This is a genomic window from Paraburkholderia rhynchosiae, assembly GCF_002879865.1.
GTDB lineage: Bacteria > Pseudomonadota > Gammaproteobacteria > Burkholderiales > Burkholderiaceae > Paraburkholderia > Paraburkholderia rhynchosiae.
In genome coordinates this window covers 1-19034 of sequence record NZ_PNXY01000010.1, presented here as the reverse complement: position 1 = coordinate 19034, position 19034 = coordinate 1, and the positions used below count along the sequence as shown (strand labels likewise).

15 protein-coding genes and 1 pseudogene are annotated in these 19034 nt (G+C 61.2%); 10 read left to right on the top strand and 6 right to left on the bottom strand.

What is annotated here, in order from left to right:
• Positions 1–252 precede the first annotated feature (252 nt).
• Complete coding sequence (nhaR, locus tag C0Z16_RS15780; protein ID WP_102633058.1) at positions 253–1149, bottom strand: transcriptional activator NhaR; 897 nt, start codon at positions 1147–1149, stop codon at positions 253–255.
• A gap of 147 nt (positions 1150–1296) precedes the next feature.
• On the opposite strand from nhaR, the gene C0Z16_RS15775 reads away from it, so the two are divergent.
• Positions 1297–1779 (top strand): CBS domain-containing protein, encoded by a 483-nt coding sequence (locus C0Z16_RS15775; RefSeq protein ID WP_102633057.1) that lies wholly within the window; start codon positions 1297–1299, stop codon positions 1777–1779.
• A 91-nt stretch (positions 1780–1870) separates the two neighbouring features.
• Positions 1871–2851, top strand: a complete 981-nt coding sequence (locus tag C0Z16_RS15770) for a Tim44 domain-containing protein (protein WP_102633056.1) — start codon at positions 1871–1873, stop codon at positions 2849–2851.
• Positions 2852–3217: 366 nt separating this feature from the next.
• Here the strand turns inward: C0Z16_RS15770 and C0Z16_RS15760 are convergent, their stop codons facing one another.
• The 4 genes from C0Z16_RS15760 to C0Z16_RS15745 form a co-directional block, all read right to left on the bottom strand.
• Positions 3218–4489: a DUF3734 domain-containing protein gene (locus tag C0Z16_RS15760; RefSeq protein WP_102633054.1), complete on the bottom strand. Its 1272-nt coding sequence runs from the start codon at positions 4487–4489 to the stop codon at positions 3218–3220.
• 10 nt (positions 4490–4499) lie between these two features.
• Positions 4500–5282: a 3-hydroxybutyrate dehydrogenase gene (locus tag C0Z16_RS15755; protein ID WP_102633053.1), complete on the bottom strand. Its 783-nt coding sequence runs from the start codon at positions 5280–5282 to the stop codon at positions 4500–4502.
• Positions 5283–5299: 17 nt separating this feature from the next.
• Positions 5300–6079, bottom strand: a complete 780-nt coding sequence (locus C0Z16_RS15750; RefSeq protein ID WP_102633052.1) for an acetoacetate decarboxylase — start codon at positions 6077–6079, stop codon at positions 5300–5302.
• Between the two features lie 443 nt (positions 6080–6522).
• Complete coding sequence (locus tag C0Z16_RS15745) at positions 6523–7023, bottom strand: Ohr family peroxiredoxin (RefSeq protein ID WP_102633051.1); 501 nt, start codon at positions 7021–7023, stop codon at positions 6523–6525.
• 272 nt (positions 7024–7295) lie between these two features.
• Between C0Z16_RS15745 and C0Z16_RS15740 the strand changes: the two genes are divergently transcribed.
• The 7 genes from C0Z16_RS15740 to C0Z16_RS15710 all read left to right on the top strand — a co-directional run bounded on the left by C0Z16_RS15740 (position 7296) and on the right by C0Z16_RS15710 (position 16620).
• Entirely contained in the window at positions 7296–8324 is a 1029-nt protein-coding gene (locus tag C0Z16_RS15740; protein WP_102633050.1) for a LysR family transcriptional regulator, read from the top strand.
• A gap of 444 nt (positions 8325–8768) precedes the next feature.
• Positions 8769–9293 carry a lecithin retinol acyltransferase family protein gene (locus C0Z16_RS15735; protein ID WP_102633049.1) on the top strand — a complete coding sequence of 175 codons (525 nt, stop codon included), beginning with the start codon at positions 8769–8771 and terminating at the stop codon, positions 9291–9293.
• 89 nt (positions 9294–9382) lie between these two features.
• A complete protein-coding gene (locus tag C0Z16_RS15730) occupies positions 9383–10945 on the top strand; it encodes a DHA2 family efflux MFS transporter permease subunit (RefSeq protein ID WP_102633048.1) in 1563 nt (520 codons plus the stop codon).
• A gap of 107 nt (positions 10946–11052) precedes the next feature.
• Positions 11053–12561 (top strand): efflux transporter outer membrane subunit, encoded by a 1509-nt coding sequence (locus tag C0Z16_RS15725; RefSeq protein WP_102633230.1) that lies wholly within the window; start codon positions 11053–11055, stop codon positions 12559–12561.
• 32 nt (positions 12562–12593) lie between these two features.
• Complete coding sequence (locus C0Z16_RS15720; RefSeq protein ID WP_102633047.1) at positions 12594–13937, top strand: HlyD family efflux transporter periplasmic adaptor subunit; 1344 nt, start codon at positions 12594–12596, stop codon at positions 13935–13937.
• Between the two features lie 297 nt (positions 13938–14234).
• The gene (locus C0Z16_RS15715; RefSeq protein ID WP_244201252.1) at positions 14235–15626 is read left to right on the top strand and encodes a glycosyltransferase; all 1392 of its coding nucleotides are present in this window, start codon (positions 14235–14237) and stop codon (positions 15624–15626) included.
• Positions 15627–15798: 172 nt separating this feature from the next.
• Positions 15799–16620, top strand: a complete 822-nt coding sequence (locus C0Z16_RS15710) for a hypothetical protein (protein ID WP_146014315.1) — start codon at positions 15799–15801, stop codon at positions 16618–16620.
• Positions 16621–17280: 660 nt separating this feature from the next.
• Here C0Z16_RS15710 and C0Z16_RS39555 read toward each other — a convergent pair.
• Positions 17281–17547, bottom strand: coding sequence for a phage integrase family protein (locus C0Z16_RS39555; RefSeq protein WP_407070675.1), 267 nt, complete (start codon positions 17545–17547; stop codon positions 17281–17283).
• A gap of 439 nt (positions 17548–17986) precedes the next feature.
• On the opposite strand from C0Z16_RS39555, the pseudogene C0Z16_RS15695 reads away from it, so the two are divergent.
• Positions 17987–19034: pseudogene (locus C0Z16_RS15695) on the top strand (phage integrase family protein); the annotation flags it as partial.

Sequence of the window (19034 nt, the reverse complement as noted above, 5' to 3'; positions counted from 1 at the left end):
GCGAGCTTAAACAGCACGGCCGCGAGGTGGCCCCCGCTGATTTCCAAGCACACGGGCGAACGCGTGAAGATGGACCGGCGGGACTGTCTGAATCCCGCGCGCCGGCATCCGCCCGCGAGCTGAGCGCGGGTAGATGCCTACGAAGCAGATGAGCCGCGAGTTCTCGTCCGGTCAGCCCGATGTTCGACAAGCCGCGCCCGTGAGACAACAGAGTCCTACAACAAGTGGCCCTATGTGACAAACAGCCGCCCGCTAGGCATTAAACAATTCACTACGCGCCGCGTCGATGATCATCGCGACAGCCGGGTGGCTGATGCGGCGCTCGATCGAGATCGCAAAGAATTCCTCGACGATGGTGTTGATCTGCCCGACCATCGTCAGCTTATGCTCCGCCTGCAACTGGTTCTCCAGCACGGTCGGCGCGAACAGCAGGCCGCGGCCTTCACGGCCGAACGCCATGGCCATCGCACCATCGTCGAATTCACCGACGATGCGCGGTGAAATCGCGCGCGATGCCAGCCAATGATCCAGCTTGCGGCGCACCGCCGATTCCGTGCCGGGCAGCAGCAGCGGCAACTGGCCGAGCGACATCGGAAAGCGTTTGCGGCCGCCTTGCAGCAGCGCCTCAGCGCCGAAGCAGCTTAGCGTCGAACGGCCAAGCCGGTGATTGAACGCCTTGATGTTGACGTCTGCAGGAATAGGGGCGTCCGCAATGATCAGGTCGAGACGGTGCACGGCCAGTTGAGCAAGCAGCGCGTGCAGTTTGCCTTCATGACAGATCACGCGCAGCGAGACCGGCGCGCTCAGCGCCGGTTCCAGCAGCCGGTAGGCGATCGCCTTCGGCACCGAGTCCGCGATACCCACGCGAAACCGCGATTGCGTGCCGACCTCCTGTTCGCGGCGCACCGCGCTTTCGAGTTCCGAGCCTAGCGAAAATATTTCGTCGGCGTAGTCGAGCGCCAGCCGGCCTGCATCCGTGAGTTCGATCGTGCGTCCGCTCTTCTTGAAGAGCTTTCTATCCAGCGCTTCCTCGAGCAGCTTGATCTGGCCGCTCAGCGTTTGCGGCGTGATATGCAGTTGCTCGCCCGCGCGGACGATCCCGCCCGCGTGCGCCGCGACCCAGAAGTAATACAGATGCTTGAAGTTCACATGTCCTCCGTCGATTGCGCAACGTTACGGTTTTCTCGAATCATCAGCAATAAAAATACGAGTTTTCCGTTGTCTTGAGTTCGGTTAGATTTAAGGCTCGCCCCGAGCCCTCAGCGGGCGGCTAATGACAGCTGACAGAGGTAACACATGGCATCGGTTGCACAATTCCTGCGTTCGAAAGCGTCACAGACAGTGTGGTCGACCCAGGCGTCGGCGTCGGTATACGACGCGATCGCGATAATGGCTCACCGTCAGGTCGGAGCGCTCATCGTGGCACACGAGGGGCGCATTGCCGGCATCGTCACGGAGCGCGATTACGCACGCAAGGTCGTTCTGATGGACCGTTCATCGCGCAATACGCCCGTGCGCGACATCATGTCGACGGCGGTGCGCTACGTCAGCCCGGAACAGACGACGGAGGAATGCATGGCGCTCATGACCGGGCACCGCATACGTTATCTGCCCGTGATTACCGTGGGGGAGGTGATCGCAATGGTGTCGATCGGCGACCTGATCAAGAACCAGATGTCGGAGCAGGAAAACACGATCCGGCGACTGGAACACTACATCCACGGCGACAGTTTGCAGGCCACGCATGGCCGGTTTCAGGCTGGCCGGCGGCAAATTTAACGACCCGAAAATTATTACTGTCCGTAAGTTGCCTCGCGACAAGCATGACGCGCAACGCGGACGGTCCCCGACTTATCAAGAGAGGCTTTTTATGTATAGGCAAACCATCGATCAATTACGCCGCGTCACCAGTAAGCTGACGCGCGGGACCGTGGCGCTCGGTCTCGCGGGCGTACTCGCCCTAGGCGCGCTCGCAAGCAACGACGCCGAAGCGAAGCGCGTGGGCGGAGGTCAAAGCATGGGGCGTCAGTCGCAGATGGCGTCGCCGTCCGCTCCGGCGCAACGCAGCCAGCAAGCTCAACCAGCGCAGCAGGCCGCGCACGCGCCTGCCGCCGCACCGGCGCGCAACCGTTGGCTAGGTCCGCTGGCTGGCCTTGCCGCCGGCTTCGGCATTGCCGCGTTGCTGTCGTCACTCGGCCTGGGCGCGGGGCTCGCGCAAATGCTGTCGAATGCGTTGCTGATCGGCCTGGTCGTGTTTGCCGGCGTGATGCTGTTCCGCTTCATCGCCAATCGGCGTCGTCCGGATCTGGCTTATGGACACGGCGCGACGAATAGAGCGCATACCAACGGCTCGCCGCTCCAGCATCAGTCCGGCCACGCGCGGCCCGACACGAATTTTTTCGGAACGCAGCGCACCGCGACCAATTCCGCCGGAGCAGCGGGCGCGGGAACGGCGGTAACTGCAGCGGCCGGGCAATCGTTCGGACTCGATCAGCCTGAGTTGATGGCATCGGCGAAAACCATGTTCATGCGTCTTCAAAGCGCATGGGATCGCAACGATCAGGGTGACCTGTTCGAGTTGACCACGCCGGAGATGTTCGCGCAAATCAAGCGCGATCTGGAAAACCGGGGCAGCGAGCCGAACAGTACAGAGGTACCGCAACTCAATGCCGAAGTGCTGGGCGTGCAAAGCAATGCAAGTGAGACGCTGGTTAGCGTGCGCTTTTACGGTCAAATGCGGGAAGACGGCGCCGCGACCGCGCAGCCGTTCGTGGAGGTATGGAACATCGTCCGGGGCACGCAGGGCGACGAGGCGTGGCGACTCGCCGGCATTCAGCAGTTGGAGCGCTAACGGGGGCAGGGCGCGAATGAGCGGGCTGTTGCTCGCGTTCTTGACCTGGTTTGCGACGCCAGCTCTACGGACATGTTCGTATTTCCCGAGGGGCACGGTGGCGAGCTTGTGGCTCGTCACCGATCCCGAGGAGATTCACCGGGTCAACAGCATGGGGAAATGCATACTTCAGGAGTGGCTACCAATAGCGCGGGTTCCCGATGCGTCACACTCCCCGGCGTTCAAGAAGCGCTTTGATCCTGCTTTTGCGGCGCATACCCCCGCTTGGCAGTGACGCCGCGTCATGTTGCAGTCGAGGCACGATGTTTGATTCATCGTTCTTTGACGAGCCAAAATGGAATGGCCCGCGGTGGAACTCGATGTCCGCTATTTCACGCTTGACAGTTTTTCCTCGGGCGAGCGTTTGGTTTGCGGCAAAGCTTCCTTGATCGTGTCAACGGTTTCGTTGACCTCCGGCCGATAGCGATGTACGTCCCGCGTGACAAAGCCGATTTCGCGACTGGGAATGTCGAACCACTCGGGGTGTCCTAACGAACGGCGAATATCCTCAAGACCGCTCGCCCAATGCTCGCGCATCGTATTGTTGCTGAATTCATAGTCCTTGTAGTGCCCTTCGAACGACTTGTTCTTGTAGATCAGATGTACGACATTCACGGCACTGCCATCCGCCGTTTTCTGCGCTTCCCGGATCAACGGATGGGCGAGCCGTACGTTCTCCGGAATGTGCTCAAGCAGCGCCTTGATCATCTGCGCATACTTCTGGTTCTGGGACATGAACGCAGTGATCGCTCGCGTGCGGCTCGAATACTGAATATCTTTGGTGCGCTCGCTGACGTCCAGAAAGTCGCCTGGCAGCTTGCCTCGCGAGCTCCACAAATCCACCTGAAAAACGAGCGTGTCCTTATGCTGACTTTCTCGGATGATCTCCGTGAGTGGGGTGTTGGAAACAAGCCCCCCGTCCCAGTAGAACTCTCCATCGATCTCGACGGCCGGAAAACCCGGCGGTAGCGCGCCGGACGCAATGAAATGCTCCGGCGCCAGACGCATTGTCGAATTGTCGAAATAGACGAGATTGCCCGTTCGCACGTTGACCGCCCCAACGGACACGCGAATGTTCCCGTCATTGATGCGATCGAAGTTTGCGTACTTCAAAAGCGTTTCACGCAATGCCGAGGTGTCGTAATGACTGACCTGATCTGGACGCTTTCTGCCGAGCCCTGCGAAAGACGCATGCATGCGTGGAGAAAAGAACCCCTGCTGACCTTCCAGCAGAGTCCGCGTTGCAGCCCAGACGCCTAACCACTTGCGCCCCACGTCTTCACACCCCAGCCATGCGGGGATGTTCGCGCCAACGTGCGAGAAGACATCCGCGGGTTGGCTGATGGTGCTCCAGAAGCCGCGCAAGGCCTCCACTCGATCCGATGGTGCATTGCCGGCAATGACCGCAGTGTTCAGTGCACCGATGGATACCCCGGATATCCGGGTCGGTTCGATACCGACTTCGGCGAGGCCTTCATAGACGCCAGCCTGGTATGAGCCTAGTGCCCCGCCTCCCTGGAGCACGAGTCCGATTTCGTTATAAGGAGGTAGCTTCAGGTGGTGCGGTTGCTGCAGCCTGTTACGCTGGTTCGCATACATTTTCGTCTCCTTACTGCATGAACCAGCCGTGGCTGACCACGATAGATTGTCCGGTGAGCGCGTTCGACTCAAAGGCGGCGAGGAATGCAACGGTGTTGGCGACATCAGCCAGCGTTGTAAATTCGCCGTCGACGGTCTCCCTCAGCATCACTTCCTTCACAACTTGCTGCTCGGAGATGCCCAGCGCTTTCGCCTGCTCGGGGATCTGCTTGTCGACGAGCGGCGTTCTGACGAACCCCGGGCACACGACATTCGCGCGCACCCCACGCGGGCCTCCCTCTTTCGCAACGACACGTGCGAGACCGAGCAGCCCATGTTTAGCGGTGACATAGGCCGACTTGAGCTGCGATGCCTCGTGCGAGTGTACCGAGCCCATGTAAATCACCGCGCCACCTTTGTTGGACGCGTACATGTGTCTGACGGCGGCTTTGGTCGTGAGGAATGCACCATCGAGATGAATGGCCAGCATTTTTTTCCAGTCGGCAAATGCGTAGTCTTCAATCCGGTTGACGATCTGGATGCCGGCGTTCGACACGAGGACGTCGAGTCCGCCCAGCCGGCTCACCGTTTCGGCAACGCCCGCATTGACCGCTTCTTCGCTGGTTACGTCCATGGCGACGGCGATGGCTTTTCCGCCGTTCGCAACGATATCTTCAGCGACCTTTTGAGCGTTCGAGAGATTCAAGTCTGCGATCACGACCGTTGCGCCGTCTGCCGCGAGCTTGCACGCGCACTGCTCACCGATACCGCTTGCTGCGCCTGTAACGAGCGCGACCTTGTCATTCATAGCCATAAATCCTCCGCGGAAGCTTACTGGTTGACTGCGAGTTTCATCGACTCGGCGGGCGCGAGATAGTCATAAGCCACTTCGCCGACATCGAGTGTGAGATTTGCAATGAGGTGGCGTGCGCCGATTACCTTGCGAACGGGCAGATCGGCGACCGATGCGAGTGCGTGCGGATGCAGCTCGAGCGCTGCGGGGCCTTCCCACGCGCCGATTACCTCGACTTCGCGCAAGAAGAAGCGCACCAGCTCGCAAATGCGCACCGAACCATCGACGTGAGGAATGACCTTGAGCAGATAGTTCGGTGTGTCGGCGAGCTTGCGGCGCTCGACCGACGTATCGACTGCGCGATATTTGTAGCCCATCGTTCCAGTGGCGATGCGCTGCGTCCCGTAGTCGAGCGTGCCGAGCAGCGTATCCTTGCCATCGACGCAGAGTCGCGGCGAGGCGAGCTTCTTCGGAAATCCCCAGATTTCCCGACCGCCGGCGATCGGGCCTTCGTCGTCCAGATACATCGCATGCGTGAAGTTGGCTCGGTTGCCATCTTCATCGAGGACGGAGATCACCTGACCGCTTTCCGTGTAATCGCCGAACCCCGACGAATCGGGCATGCGGATAAACTCGTAATGAACCACAGCCTTATTGACCTTTAGCGGTTCCGGAACGACGGCCTTGAGCGCGTCCATGTCCGTCTCGTACGAGATGATGAAGTACTCCCGATTGATGAAACGAAAAGGCGGACGCGGATACGCAGGATTGTGTACGGGCATCGCAAAGGCGTTCTTGTGGATATCTTCTTCTGTCACGGATCGTTCCTCGCTTGGTTGAAGTGCTGCGTAGCACGCATCGCAACAGCTTTTCTGTCACGACCAATGACATGCGTTCGCATGGAGCAATGAAGACTGCTGCGCGCTTTCGGATGATGCTAACGGTGTGGTATTTGCTGGCTCGCCACGGGCAGCTTGTGGCCACCGTCAGGAAAGATCGTAGACGCGATCCTCGAGCGGCAGTAGCCTCGCGAAGGACCGCACAGTGTTGTCCCGGCAACGACAATCAAAGTTGCCGGCGTGTTGACAAAACGGAGGAGCCGCTCTTCCCCGGTTGGAGGATGCGGGATCAGGCTGCCTGTGAGCAGCGAAGCATTTGTTGAAACCGATGCGGCACAAGAGTCACGGTCACGGTGTTGTCTCTATGGCGCCAATCGGAAGTCGAGTACCCGACGTGTACACCTGAAAAGACACACGTGGCATCAGTCGACGACGGTCACGATATTGACGGTCCCTTGTCGGGCCATCTTTGCATACGGGCACAGGCGCTCGGCATTTCGAACCAGTTCTTCGGCCACGCGTCGCTCCACACCCGGCATTCGGACCCGCAGATCGATGACAAGCGCATAGCCTCCGTCCATGGGGTCGCGGCCAAAGGCAACCTGCACTTCCACAACGGTATTGTTTACTTCCAGCGCGGCGCGTTTGCCGAGCAGGTTCAGCGCCCCGTGAAAGCACGCGGCAAAGCCCGCGGCGAACAACTGCTCGGGATTGGTCCCGTTACCGGGTCCTCCGAATTCCGTGGGCAGCCGCAGCTCCACATCAAGATTGCCGTCATCTGAACGGGCCACGCCGGACGCGCGGCCATGTCCTGTCTCGCCTCCGCAAACGGTGACCGTCGTCGTATACAGCGGGTGAAAATCGCGGCCCCGATATCTGTCGAGGAGGGAAAGCGGGGGAGGCTGCAGCTTTTCGTTGTCCATGACGCATTCTCGATTTCAGTGACGCGCGTTCGGCGTAAAACGAACGATCGTTAGGGAATGCCGGCGTCCCTAACTTTTGCCGCGGGGTCTTTTCCGCGCGATTTTTGCCCGAAAGCAGCCGCCTGTAACGACGATCGTCATCTTGCGCCCGGATTTCTGGGTAGACTACGGGCACCGCCGCCTTAATGCTAGATGAGCGCAGATTGTGACGGTAGAGTCGCCCACGGACTCATGGTGTTTCCAGTTCGGCACCAATCCAGATGGAGCCAGCAATGGATCAATCGGATACATCGCAGCATGGTTTTCGTGTTGGCCTGCCAAATCGTACTGACGATTTGTCTAACTGTTTCGCGACGAGCTACACGGGAATTATCGCGTTCATGGCGGTGGCCACGGAGGGAAGCTTCGCCAAAGCCGGTGAACGATTGGGGATCGGGCGTTCGGCTGTCTGTCGAAATGTTCAGAAGCTCGAAACGCAGTTGAGCACCCGCCTGTTTCTCAGAACTACAAGAACAACCCATCTGACGCTGGAAGGCGAGAGGTTCTTCGAGAACTGCAATCAGGGCGTGACCCGCATCGTCGAGGCGATGAACGACATGCTCGAGCTTCGCGAGGGCCCGCCAAGCGGCCTCGTCCGCATCAGTTCGACGGTGGGCTTCGGCAGGAAGGTAGTGGAGCCGCTGCTGGAAAGGTTCATCGAGGCCTACCCCGAGATCTCGGTCGAGCTGCTGCTCAATGATTGCCCGACGGACTTTGTCTCCGATCAGATCGACGTGGCGTTTCGCGATGGGCGCATCGAGGACTCCAGCATCATCGCCAAGCAGCTGATTCCGATGCAGATGGCGCTTTGCGCTGCACCGTCCTACGTGCAAGCGCACAGCCTGCCGAATTCGCTCGAAGAGTTGTGCCAGCATGAATGCATCAACTTCCGCTCCTTCAATGGCCGCGTGTGCGAATGGGAGTTCAAGGTCGATGGCCGGGTGCGCAAGTACCTGCCGACGGCCCGTCGCACATTCAACGACGCCGACCTGGTCCTGAATGCGGTGCTGCAAGGCCGGGGCATTGCGCAGATGGCCGGCTATCAGGTATGCGAGCACATTGCTCGCAATGAACTCGTCATGGGTTTAAGGCGGTATGCGCCGGACGATCGCGGCCACTATATCTGCTACCTGAGCCGGCAACATTTGCCATCGCGCATTCGGGTGTTCGTCGATTTCATGACGGACGAGATCCGCGCGCTCAATCTGCTTTGCCTGCCGGATTTTTATACGGACCATCCGCAAAGCGATATTCACGCGTGAAGCTATTCACCTCGCGTTTGACCTCGTGAACACTACCGCGGCCGCACCTATTGGTGCGGGCGTGGAAACGGTGAGTGTTCCGATGCGTATCTACTGCGGCAGACCCCCGGCACCTACCATTCCGACATCACAACGCCGTCGACTCCACCGGGTTGACAAGTCGTTGAGTCCGTTGGAGGAGGGCATCATGTTTCGTCTCGGACCTCTGTTGCTGTTCGTAGGCTGGATCATGCTATCCGCAGTTAATGTCGGGCTTGCAATTGCCGTGTCGTTCAGCGGCATTCTCTGAAGTCTGATATCCGCCTCCCGGATCGCGATCTTCCCGCGCGGCATGTCGACGGAAAGCAGTAGTCCCTTTCCCGAGGAGATTTTCCCCGGAAGGACCTGCTTTGCCTTCCGCAAGCAGTACTCGGCTTATCGCGGGTATGACATTGGTGGCTCGCCATGGAAACTCAGGATATTGATGGGCTCGCAGCTTCACCGGAATGGGTCGGCGCAGAAATCACTATCGAAGTTGGTGCCCATCTTGTCAGCGAGCGGGAAGGCTATACACACCACGGAATTTACGCGGGAAATAGACAGGTTATTCACTATGGGGGCTTTCATCATTCGGACGTGCGGCGGCCCATTGAATACGTTTCGTTGCATGGCTTTGCGGCAGGCAGAGCGATCAAACTCCAGGCTGAGCGACATGCCATTTATACCGGAGCAGCCGCAGTAGAGAGGGCCAAGTCCCGGCTGGGCGAAGACCAGTATCGGCTCCTGACCAATAACTGCGAACACTTCTGCACATGGTGCCTGCTGGGCGTCGGGCGCAGTGAGCAGGTACGCCGATGCTTGACGAATCCATGGACAGGCCTCAGGACGCTGTTTGCACTCGCGAGGGAGATGCGCGGTTTGCATGAACGCGCAAAGCGGCCTCACCGGGATGCCAGGAGGCTACCGCGGCTGGTCGTGGCGCGTTCTTGAGGAGCTGCGCTTCCTGATGTTGCCGATCGACCCCGATACGGTTCGCTCAGTAGCAAACGAGATTATTTAGTCATCCGTATGGAATTGACATGGACCCACAGAACAACCTCAGCGCCCCGAAGCCATTGACCGGCGGCAAGTTCGTACTCGGCACGTTCGCCGTCGCGCTTGCCACATTCATGAACGTGCTTGATTCGTCGATTGCCAACGTCGCGATTCCAACGCTCTCCGGCAACCTCGGCGTGTCGGTCGACGAAGGCACCTGGGTCATCACGCTGTTCGCCGCGGCGAACGCGGTGTCGATTCCGCTGACCGGCTGGCTCACGCAGCGGGTCGGCCAGGTCAGGCTGTTCGTCTGGGCGATCCTGCTGTTCGTGCTGTCGTCCGCGGCCTGCGGACTCGCTCCGAATCTGCCGGTGTTGCTCGCCGCCCGGATCGTGCAGGGCGCGGTGGCGGGGCCGCTCGTGCCGCTGTCGCAGGCGCTGCTGCTGGCGTCGTTTCCAAAGGAGAAAAGCTCGGGCGCGCTGTCGCTATGGGCGATGACCGCGACGGTCGGGCCGATTGCAGGTCCTGCGCTGGGCGGCTGGATCACCGACAGCTATAGCTGGTCGTGGATCTTCTATATCAACGTGCCGGTCGGCCTCTTCGCCGCGGGTGCGATCTGGGCGATTTACCGGGACCGCGAAACGCCGGCGCGCAAGCTGCCGATCGACAAGGTAGGGTTGCTCTCGCTAGTCGTATGGGTGTCGTCGCTGCAGATCATGCTCGACAAGGGCAAGGATCTCGACTGGTTTAACTCTTCGGTAATCTGGGTGTTGACCATCGTTGCGGCGGTCAGCTTTCTATTCTTCCTCATCTGGGAACTCACCGAGGAAAAGCCGGTTGTCGATTTGCGTCTCTTTGCGGGGCGCAATTTCCTCGGCGGCACGGCGGCGATTTCCGTCGCGTACGCGATCTTCTTTGCGAACCTGGTAGTCCTGCCGCAGTGGATCCAGGGCTATCTCGGTTATCGCGCGGTGGATGCCGGACTCGTGACCGCCCCGCTCGGCATCTTCTCGGTGATGCTGGCGCCGGTGCTGGGCAAAATCATGCCGCGCTCCGATACGCGGGTGCTCGCCACGTTTGCATTCCTCGGATTCGCCGGCGTGTTCCTGATGCGCTCGCACTACACGACGAACGTCGACGTCTACACGCTGGTGCTGCCGACCCTGCTGCAAGGCATTCCCACCGCGCTCTTTTTCACGCCGCTCACAGCCATCATTCTGTCGGGGCTGCCGCCGGAGAAGATTCCGGCGGCCGCGGGCCTGTCCAACTTCGCTCGCATTTTCGCGGGCGCAGTGGGCACGTCACTGGTCAGCACCGGCTGGAACGACCGGACAGTCCTGCATCGCGCGCGGCTCGTCGAAGTGACGAGCGTGACGAACCCGAACTTCGCCGGCGCGATCGCCGGCTTGCAGTCGACGCTCGATGCGGGCGCGGCGAAAGCCACGGCCTTCTTCGAAGCGTCGCTCAGCGCCCAGGCGTCGATGCTCGGGCTGAACGACATCTTCTGGATATCGGCTGTGATCTTTGTCGCGATCATCCCGCTGATCTGGCTGACGAAGCCGGGCAAGGGAGCGGGCGCGGGCGCCGCGGGTGCGGGCGGCCACTGAGTGGAACTCGCCGCAGCACCGGATTCATGCTGTTCAGGCATACAACCGTTGGAGTTCTGGCTAAGTGCGCATGCAGCTTCTTTTACCTATTGATGGGCTCGTCGGAAATGAAATCACAGACTTGTGGTTCTGGCATTGGAACCCGCGCACTGAAACTGAGTGCGTCGGCAATCTGTGCCGCGGTGCTTTCGGCATGTGCCAACTACGCAGGCATCCATAGCGACAAACAGATCGCGGAGCCGCAACAGTTCGAGATCTCGAAGAGCCTGCCCGCCGAGCATGGCCACTGGCCCGATGCTGATTGGGTCGAACAGTTCGGCGATACGCAGCTAAGGGCGCTGATTGCCGAAGCGCTGAAAGGCAGCCCGACGCTCGAGCAGGCACGTGGGCGGGTGAGCGCGGCGCAGGCCTTTAGCGAAACCGCGAAGGCGGCCACGCTGCCGCGCGTCGATGCGAACTACTCGCTGATGCGCCAGCAGTACAGCAGCACCGCAATGATTCCGCCCCCGTATGCAGGTTCCTGGCAGACCGAGAACAAAGGCCTGTTAAGGGCTTCGTACGACCTCGACCTGTGGGGCAAGAATCGCGAGGCGCTGAAAGCGGCAGTGTCGCAGATGCAAGCGAGCAGGGCCGACGAGGAAGCCGTCAAGCTCGCGCTGAACACGGCGATCGCACGCACGTACAACGAGCTGGCCCGACTCTATGTACTGCGCGACGTTGCACTGCAGGAAGTGGCACACCGTGAAGAGATCGACCGCATCACGGCCGGCCGCATCGCAACGGGCCTCGATACGCAAGTGGAGCGCAAGACCGCGCAGGCGAATCTGGCAATGAGCCGCGCCAGTGTTGCCGCGCTCGACGGCCGCATTCTGACCACGCGCTATCAGTTAGCCGCATTGATCGGCGCCGGCCCGGATCGCGGTCTCTCGATCGAGCGGCCGGCACTCGGTATCGGCGATGAAGTGCGGCTGCCGGACAACCTGCCGGCGGATCTGCTGAGCCGCCGCCCGGACATCGTCGCTGCCCGCTGGCGTGTCGATGCGATGACGCACGAAGTAAAAAAAGCGAAGGCGGAGTTCTATCCCGACATCAACCTGAGCGCCGCGATCGGCCTCGACGCGTTCGGTTTCGGCCGCTTCCTGAGCGCCGGGAGCCGCACGGCTTCGGTGGGTCCCGCGATCCACCTGCCGATCTTCGACGCAGGTGCATTGCGCGCGCAGTTGAAGGACCGCTACGCGGAATTCGACTATGCGGTGGCCGCCTACAACCAGACGCTCGTGGCGGTGCTTGCCAACGTTGCCACGCAACTTGGCCAGATCCGTTCGAGCGATGCCCAACTCGCCGACGCAGAAGCGGCGCAGCAGGCCGCACAGAGTGCCGACCAGCTCGCGATCACGCAGTACAAGGCCGGTCTTGCCAACCAGTTGACCGTGCTCAACGCGGATGTCACGGCATTGAGCGCCGATGAAGCCGTTGCCAACCTGAAGATGAACCGCCGCGATCAGCAGATCTCGCTCGCATCGGCGCTTGGCGGCGGTTATGTCGACACCTCGGCGGAGGCAATCCATGGCACGGATGCTGTTGCGCAAACCAATCCCGCCGTCACCGGCCGTTGAACGGCAGTTCGCCAACCCACAGGAGATTTGAAATGAGCGATACCATCACTTCGGGCCGCGAACGGGCCGATCAGCGCAGCGAAACTACCGGCGAAAACAGCAGCGAAAACACCGGCGGTGCGCCGGCCGCAACCGCCATCAACGGTACGGGCGCAACGCCCCCCAGCCGGCGCAAGCCCTTGCTCGCGCTCCTTGCAGTCGCCGTCGTGGTCGCGGCTGCGGCTTATGGCGCCTACTACTTCACGTATGGCCGCTATCACGAGTCGACCGACGACGCCTATGTGAGCGGCAATCTGGTGCAGTTGACGCCACAGGTCACCGGCACGGTGGTCGCCGTCAACGCCGACGACACGCAAATCGTGAAGGCGGGCCAGGCGGTCGTCACACTCGACCCGGCCGATGCGAAGATCGCGCTGACCAACGCCGAGGCGGCGCTCGGCCAGACCGTACGCCGCGTGAGCAGTCTCTATGTGAACAACGACTTCTATGCAGCGAACGTCGCACAACGTAAATCGGATCTCGCGCGCGTTGCGGACGATTTGCGCCGGCGGCAGGCTGTCGCCAATACCGGCGCCGTTTCCGCCGAAGACATTGCCCACGCCCGCGATGCGGTGAACGCGGCGCAGGCCGCGCTCGACGCAGCCCGCCAGCAGGACGAAGCGAACCACGCACTGACCGACCGCACGACGGTCGACCGTCATCCTGACGTGCAGGCCGCCGCGTCGAAAGTGAGGGACGCGTATCTGGCCTATGCGCGCAACACGTTGCCGGCGCCAGTGACGGGCTATATCGCCAAACGCTCGGTTCAGGTCGGCCAGCGGGTGTCGCCCGGCACACCGCTGATGGCAATCGTGCCGCTCGACGGCGTGTGGGTTGATGCGAACTTCAAGGAAGTGCAACTGAAGCACATGCGCATCGGCCAGCGCGTCACGCTGACAGCCGACGTGTACGGCTCGGGCGTCATCTATCACGGCCGCATCGAGGGATTCTCGGCCGGCACTGGCGGCGCGTTTGCGACGTTGCCGGCGCAGAACGCTACGGGCAACTGGATCAAGATCGTCCAGCGTCTGCCGGTTCGCATCAAGCTGGATCAGCGCGAACTCGAAGCGCATCCGCTGCGTATCGGCCTGTCGATGCAGGTCGACGCCGACACGCGTGACGTTTCGGGCACGCAGCTCGGCGCGGCGAACAACACGAGCTATCGCACGGATGTCTTCGCACAGTACGGCGCCGAGGCCGATGCCCAGATCGCGAGGCTCATCGAGCAGAACGAGATGGTGTCTCGCCGGATTGCGCCAAAGGCGGCGGCAAACGCAATGCCAAAGGCGTCGGCGAAGAGCGTTGCTTCGCGCGACCGCACGGGCGACGCGGGATGAGGCGCAATCGAGCCAGGCACGCTTTCACGAGACGCATCGCGGCGACGCGTGACAGATTGATTAATGATGCCTAGACACAGGGTGTGCACCGCTGCTGCACTTACCGCCACGCTGAACGATCTTTAGGATGTTCTCGAAGCGGTTGCAGCGGAAGATCGTGCTCCAGCCCCCAAAACTGAAAGGCGAAGTCGACGCGACTGAAGGCGGAAGCGATACCAAAGGTTACATAAAGATACATCTTGATACAAACTGTGGAAGCGCGGATAATCGCGATCTCTAAATACCGGCCATTCCACTGTGAAAACCCGCGAGCATCCCGGCAGTCCATCGGCCACGCAGCCAGAGTTCGACGCCGCGGCGGTTTCATCGCCCGAGCGCGTGATGTCGCGGTGGTATCTACCCGTCAAGCTCAAATTCACGATAGCGACGACGTTCGCCGCGCTATGGAGCGCGCTCTCGTTTCATCTGGCCCAAAGATGGCTCGGTGAGATGACCGTCGTGTTCGGCGCAGTGTGGGCATATCTGATCCTGTTCGGTATTGCGATCCTGCCCGGAGGCATGAACGCCTTCCTGATGTCCAGTTTGCTGATGGACCGGCGGCCACGAGCCCATCCGGCTATCAATCCGCTACCGGCAATCAGTATTCTGGTGGCTGCCTATAACGAGGAAGCCAGCATCGCACAGACTATCGAAAGTATTGCGAAGCAGGCGTATGGCGGTCCCTTACAGGTCATCGTGGTCAACGATGGCTCCTCCGATGGCACAGCCGCCGAACTTGACCGCCTCGATCACCCGTGGCTTGAAGTCATCCACCTACCGCAAAACGTGGGCAAGGCGCGGGCGCTCAACGAGGGACTCAAACAGGTGCGCCACACGATCACCGTGACGGTGGACGGCGACTCGTACCTGTATCGCGACGCACTCGAAAACCTGATACGACGCTATCTGAGCGATCCGCCAAACACCGCCGCGGTGGCCGGCGCCGTGCTGGTGCGCAATTCGCGCACCAATCTGGTTACGCGCATCCAGGAGTGGGACTACTTCCATGGCATTGCCGCCGTGAAGCGTCTGCAGAGTCTTTACCAGGGCACCCTCGTCGCGCAGGGCGCCTTTTCCGCATATGACACGGGTGTGCTGAGCAAGCTTGGCGGCTGGCCGGTCGCAGTCGGCGAGGACATTGTGCTGACCTGGGCCATCCTGAAGGCCGGATATCGCGTCGGCTACGCCGAGAATGCCTGTCTTTTCACCAACGCGCCCGCGACCTGGCGGCAGTTCATCAGGCAGCGTCAGCGCTGGTCGCGCGGCTTGATGGAAGCGTTCAAGGTGCACTGGCACTTGCTGTTCAGGCCACGCATGATCACGCTCTTCATCTGGTGGAACCTGCTGTTTCCGTATATGGATCTGGTCTATACGCTCGCCTTCCTGCCGGGACTGGTGCTAGCGCTGTTCGGCATCTACTGGGTTGCAGGACCTATGACGCTGCTTGTGCTGCCAATGGCGATGGCAGTTAATGGGCTCATGTACCGGATCCAGTCCGGCATGTTTACGGAGCAGGATCTGAAGGTACGCCGCAACGTGCTCGGTTTCCTTTTGTACAGCCTGTTTTACGGGCTCGTCCTGCAGCCTGCCTGCGTCGTGGGATATGTGCAGGAATTCGTCACGCGCGGCAAACGCTGGGGCACCAAGTAACGAGATGACGCGGAAAAGAAAGGATTATTCACTCATGCATGTAAGCCGCACCCTTGACGTGCATGCGCTCTGGCGCGCGCTCAGCGTCGCCAGCGCATTGGCGATATGTACGCCCGCGCACGCCCAGTCTCACGACGGACCGGGCAAGTACGGCGCACTGACCGGAGATACGTTGTTCAGCAACGACAGTGACCACTTCAACGAAGAGCGGGCGAACCTCGGCTATCTTTTACCGAATGGATGGGGCGTCGGTGCGAGTGTCACGCATTACAGTGCGCCCGACTGGTCGGCCTATGGGCGCGGCTTGTACGGGCAGTACCGGCAGCATGACGCGCAGCAGACCGTGGACGCTCGCCTGGGTGTCATGGACACTGGTGGCTATACCGCACTGACCGGCACGGTCGACTACATGCGGCGCATCAGCGGTGATACGGGACTGGGCGTAAGCGCCGAGCGGGATGTGGTCGACTCGATTCGCGGCATCGAACAGGGTCTGACGTACAACAGCCTGATGCTGGTACTGGATCATCAGTTCACCCCGCGTTTTTCCGTCGGGGCAGTGGCCGGTGCGATGTGGTTTTCGGATCACAACGCGCGCCCAATGCTGCGCACGCGATGGAACTACGAACTGGTGGCAAACAGCGGGCTGAATGCCTACCTCAAGACCCGGAATTACTATGACAGCCGTCCGAATCAGGGCGACTATTACTCGCCACGCTGGCTGGCCGAGTATTCGGGCGGGCTTTCCTGGCGAACTGCCCTCAGCGACAAGGCGGTATTTTTCGTAAGCGCTGACCTCGGGCGTCAGAATACGGAGAGCGGGGGTACCAACATATGGGGAGCGCGCATCGGCCTGCAAAACCACCGCAGCCGGACCATGCAGTGGCAGGTCGCCGTGGAAACGACCAACGACCATGCGTCTGGCTTCGCGGGAGGCGGTGGTGGCTATCGCTATGCGAGCATGACGGGCCGATTGCTGTTTCCCTTCAACTAAGATATCCGCGTAGCCAATCGCGGGTGTCCTGCTGTTTATAGCCTCCCGTGGTTCACGGTTATGCGGCCGTGTCGTTCGGCGACGAGATTGATTCAATCCTGCAAAAGCCGGTTTGTCGATGAGCGAAGTCGAAGCTCCTGGGCGACGGGAAGCGTTCGTACGAGCGTCGCCGCGGAGCTTCCCGGGACCGTCGTGAACGAAGTTGCGAGCGCCAAGCGCCGTCGAGCAAGACAGATTCCGGATCGCCCATCCCGTACGCGTTATCGACGTCGAGATTGAGGTAGGCGGTGATGTTGAAACCGGCTTCACAGTCGGGCAAGCGCAACTTCCGCGCACAGCACGCAAACTGATCCGCCAGATTGATACCGTGACACTCCCGCAGCTTCTTGCAGGCCAGCGTCGGCCCAAATCCCGGGTAGCGCCCGCTATGACTCCCGGGTGTGCTCATGCCGCAGCATGCGCGCACAGCAGCCGGTCCGAAGCCGGGACAGGACATTTCTATAAAGCTACTACACAGCGTGTCCAGGCCATTTCAAGATGTCGCTGCGGCAGCTATTGAGAAATGCCGTGTTTTTAGGATTTAAAGTTTTGACTGTGAAAGAGTTACCGGTCACCCGTGTTGAAGGACAGTGCCTGAACAAGCAGGGCGCTTACGTCCGTTCAGACAGCACAAGCAGACGGACGGCCAGGTTTTCCGGATGATTTGGCCGCCTTCGTTGCGCCAGATTCGATGTCGCCGCGGTGGCTCGCGATCACCAGCGCACGCACCCTGTTCGTGAGGGCCGGCCAGACGGCAAAGAGCGCCTCGATCGCACGGGCGCTCGCCATGCCCAACCCGGGCACGGCCTTCCACCAGTGGCCCCGGCGCGCAATGCGCACGGTCAGATCGGCGAGCGTCGTCATGCCGTACGCGTGCAGCACGCGCACCGCGCGCGGGGAAAGCCACTGCGCGACGTGGTCGGCAATCTGCGGTTCGGCGGGCGCGCTGTGCGCAGCGCATCGATCGCCTGCGCCACGCGTTTTGCGTGCTGCTCGCGTCCTGCTGCCGGATAGTAAGGAACGCTACAGGATCATCAGCGATGGACCGCGCCTGCAACGTCCAGCAGCTTGCTGCGGCTGAGCCGGGGCAGGCCGCGCGCCGATTTCCCGTCACCGAGTGCGGAGGCACGTTACGCGCGACGGCCTGTCGCACGGATACGCCGGCGTACCATGCGCGCAGCACGGCAAGCCCGTCGGCATCGGCAAACTGGATGCAGCGTGAGCAGCAGGCGCAGGGGCAGGGGCAGGGGCAGGGCGCGTTTTCATAGCCCGGAGTTTAGCGCAAGAGCAGACGCCTTTAGATAGGAGAACTTACCGTAACAGAGGTATTTTTTTTCACCAAACTCCAAGTCATGAAAACGCGTCAGTCCCCGGCTCCTGCCCACGATCCAGCACCGCGATCGGCAATGTTCCCGCTGCGGACCAGCTCGCTGCGTTGCGCGGCTGGTATGCGGGGCTGTCGTCCCGCGCAGCGGTGGACCGCTACCTGCCAGACGACAGGGCACAAGGTGAATCGGCACGCGGCATCATCAGCGGCATCCGCCGGCAACTGATCGCGTTTGCCCGTCAGCGTCAGCGCCCCGATCTGGCCGGGCTATTCGAGCACCCGGTTAGCGAGCGGATGACGCGGGCCAGTGCGGCTGTATCGAAATCCTGCGTTCGCTGCCCGTGCCGCAGCCGCAGATTGCGGACGATGTTGAGCAGTGGCTCGCGCCCCGTGCCGTGCGGGTGCTGCGTGCCCACGGCATCGCAACGCTCGCGGACCTGACCGTGCGCGTACCGCGTCGGCGCCGCTGGTGGAGCGCGATCGCCGGCCTTGGCCAGACCACTGCCCGCCAGATCGAGGCATTGTTCGAAGCGCATCCCCAGTTGACGGAACGGGCGCGCGCCCTGATCGCCATAACAGTGCCGGACGCGATTGTGCCGTGGGAGAGATTGCGGCTACCGCATCAGGTCGATGGCTCTCACGGCACCTTCCGGGCACCCCCCAGACCTGCACGCTGGACGCGTCCAACGACTACGAGGCGGTGCAGGCCTGGCTCGCGCTGCACGAAACCGCCACCACCCAGCGCGCCTATCGCAAGGAGGCGGCAGGCCTGATCCTGTGGGCGATCGTCGAACGCGGACGGGCACTGCCGTCGCTGACCACGGAAGACGATCACTGGCTGCACCTGATCGGAACGGGCAGCCGGCCCGGCAAGGTCGCACTGCCGCCGCTGGCGCGCACGGCGCTCGATCAGTATCTCGCGCAGCGTCAACTTCCGGTCACACCGGCGCGCTGGGATCCGAAAACGCCGCTCGTCGCGAACCTCGAACAGGACAGCACCACGGGCATTACCGGAACCCGGTTATGGAACGTGATGCGACGCTTCTTC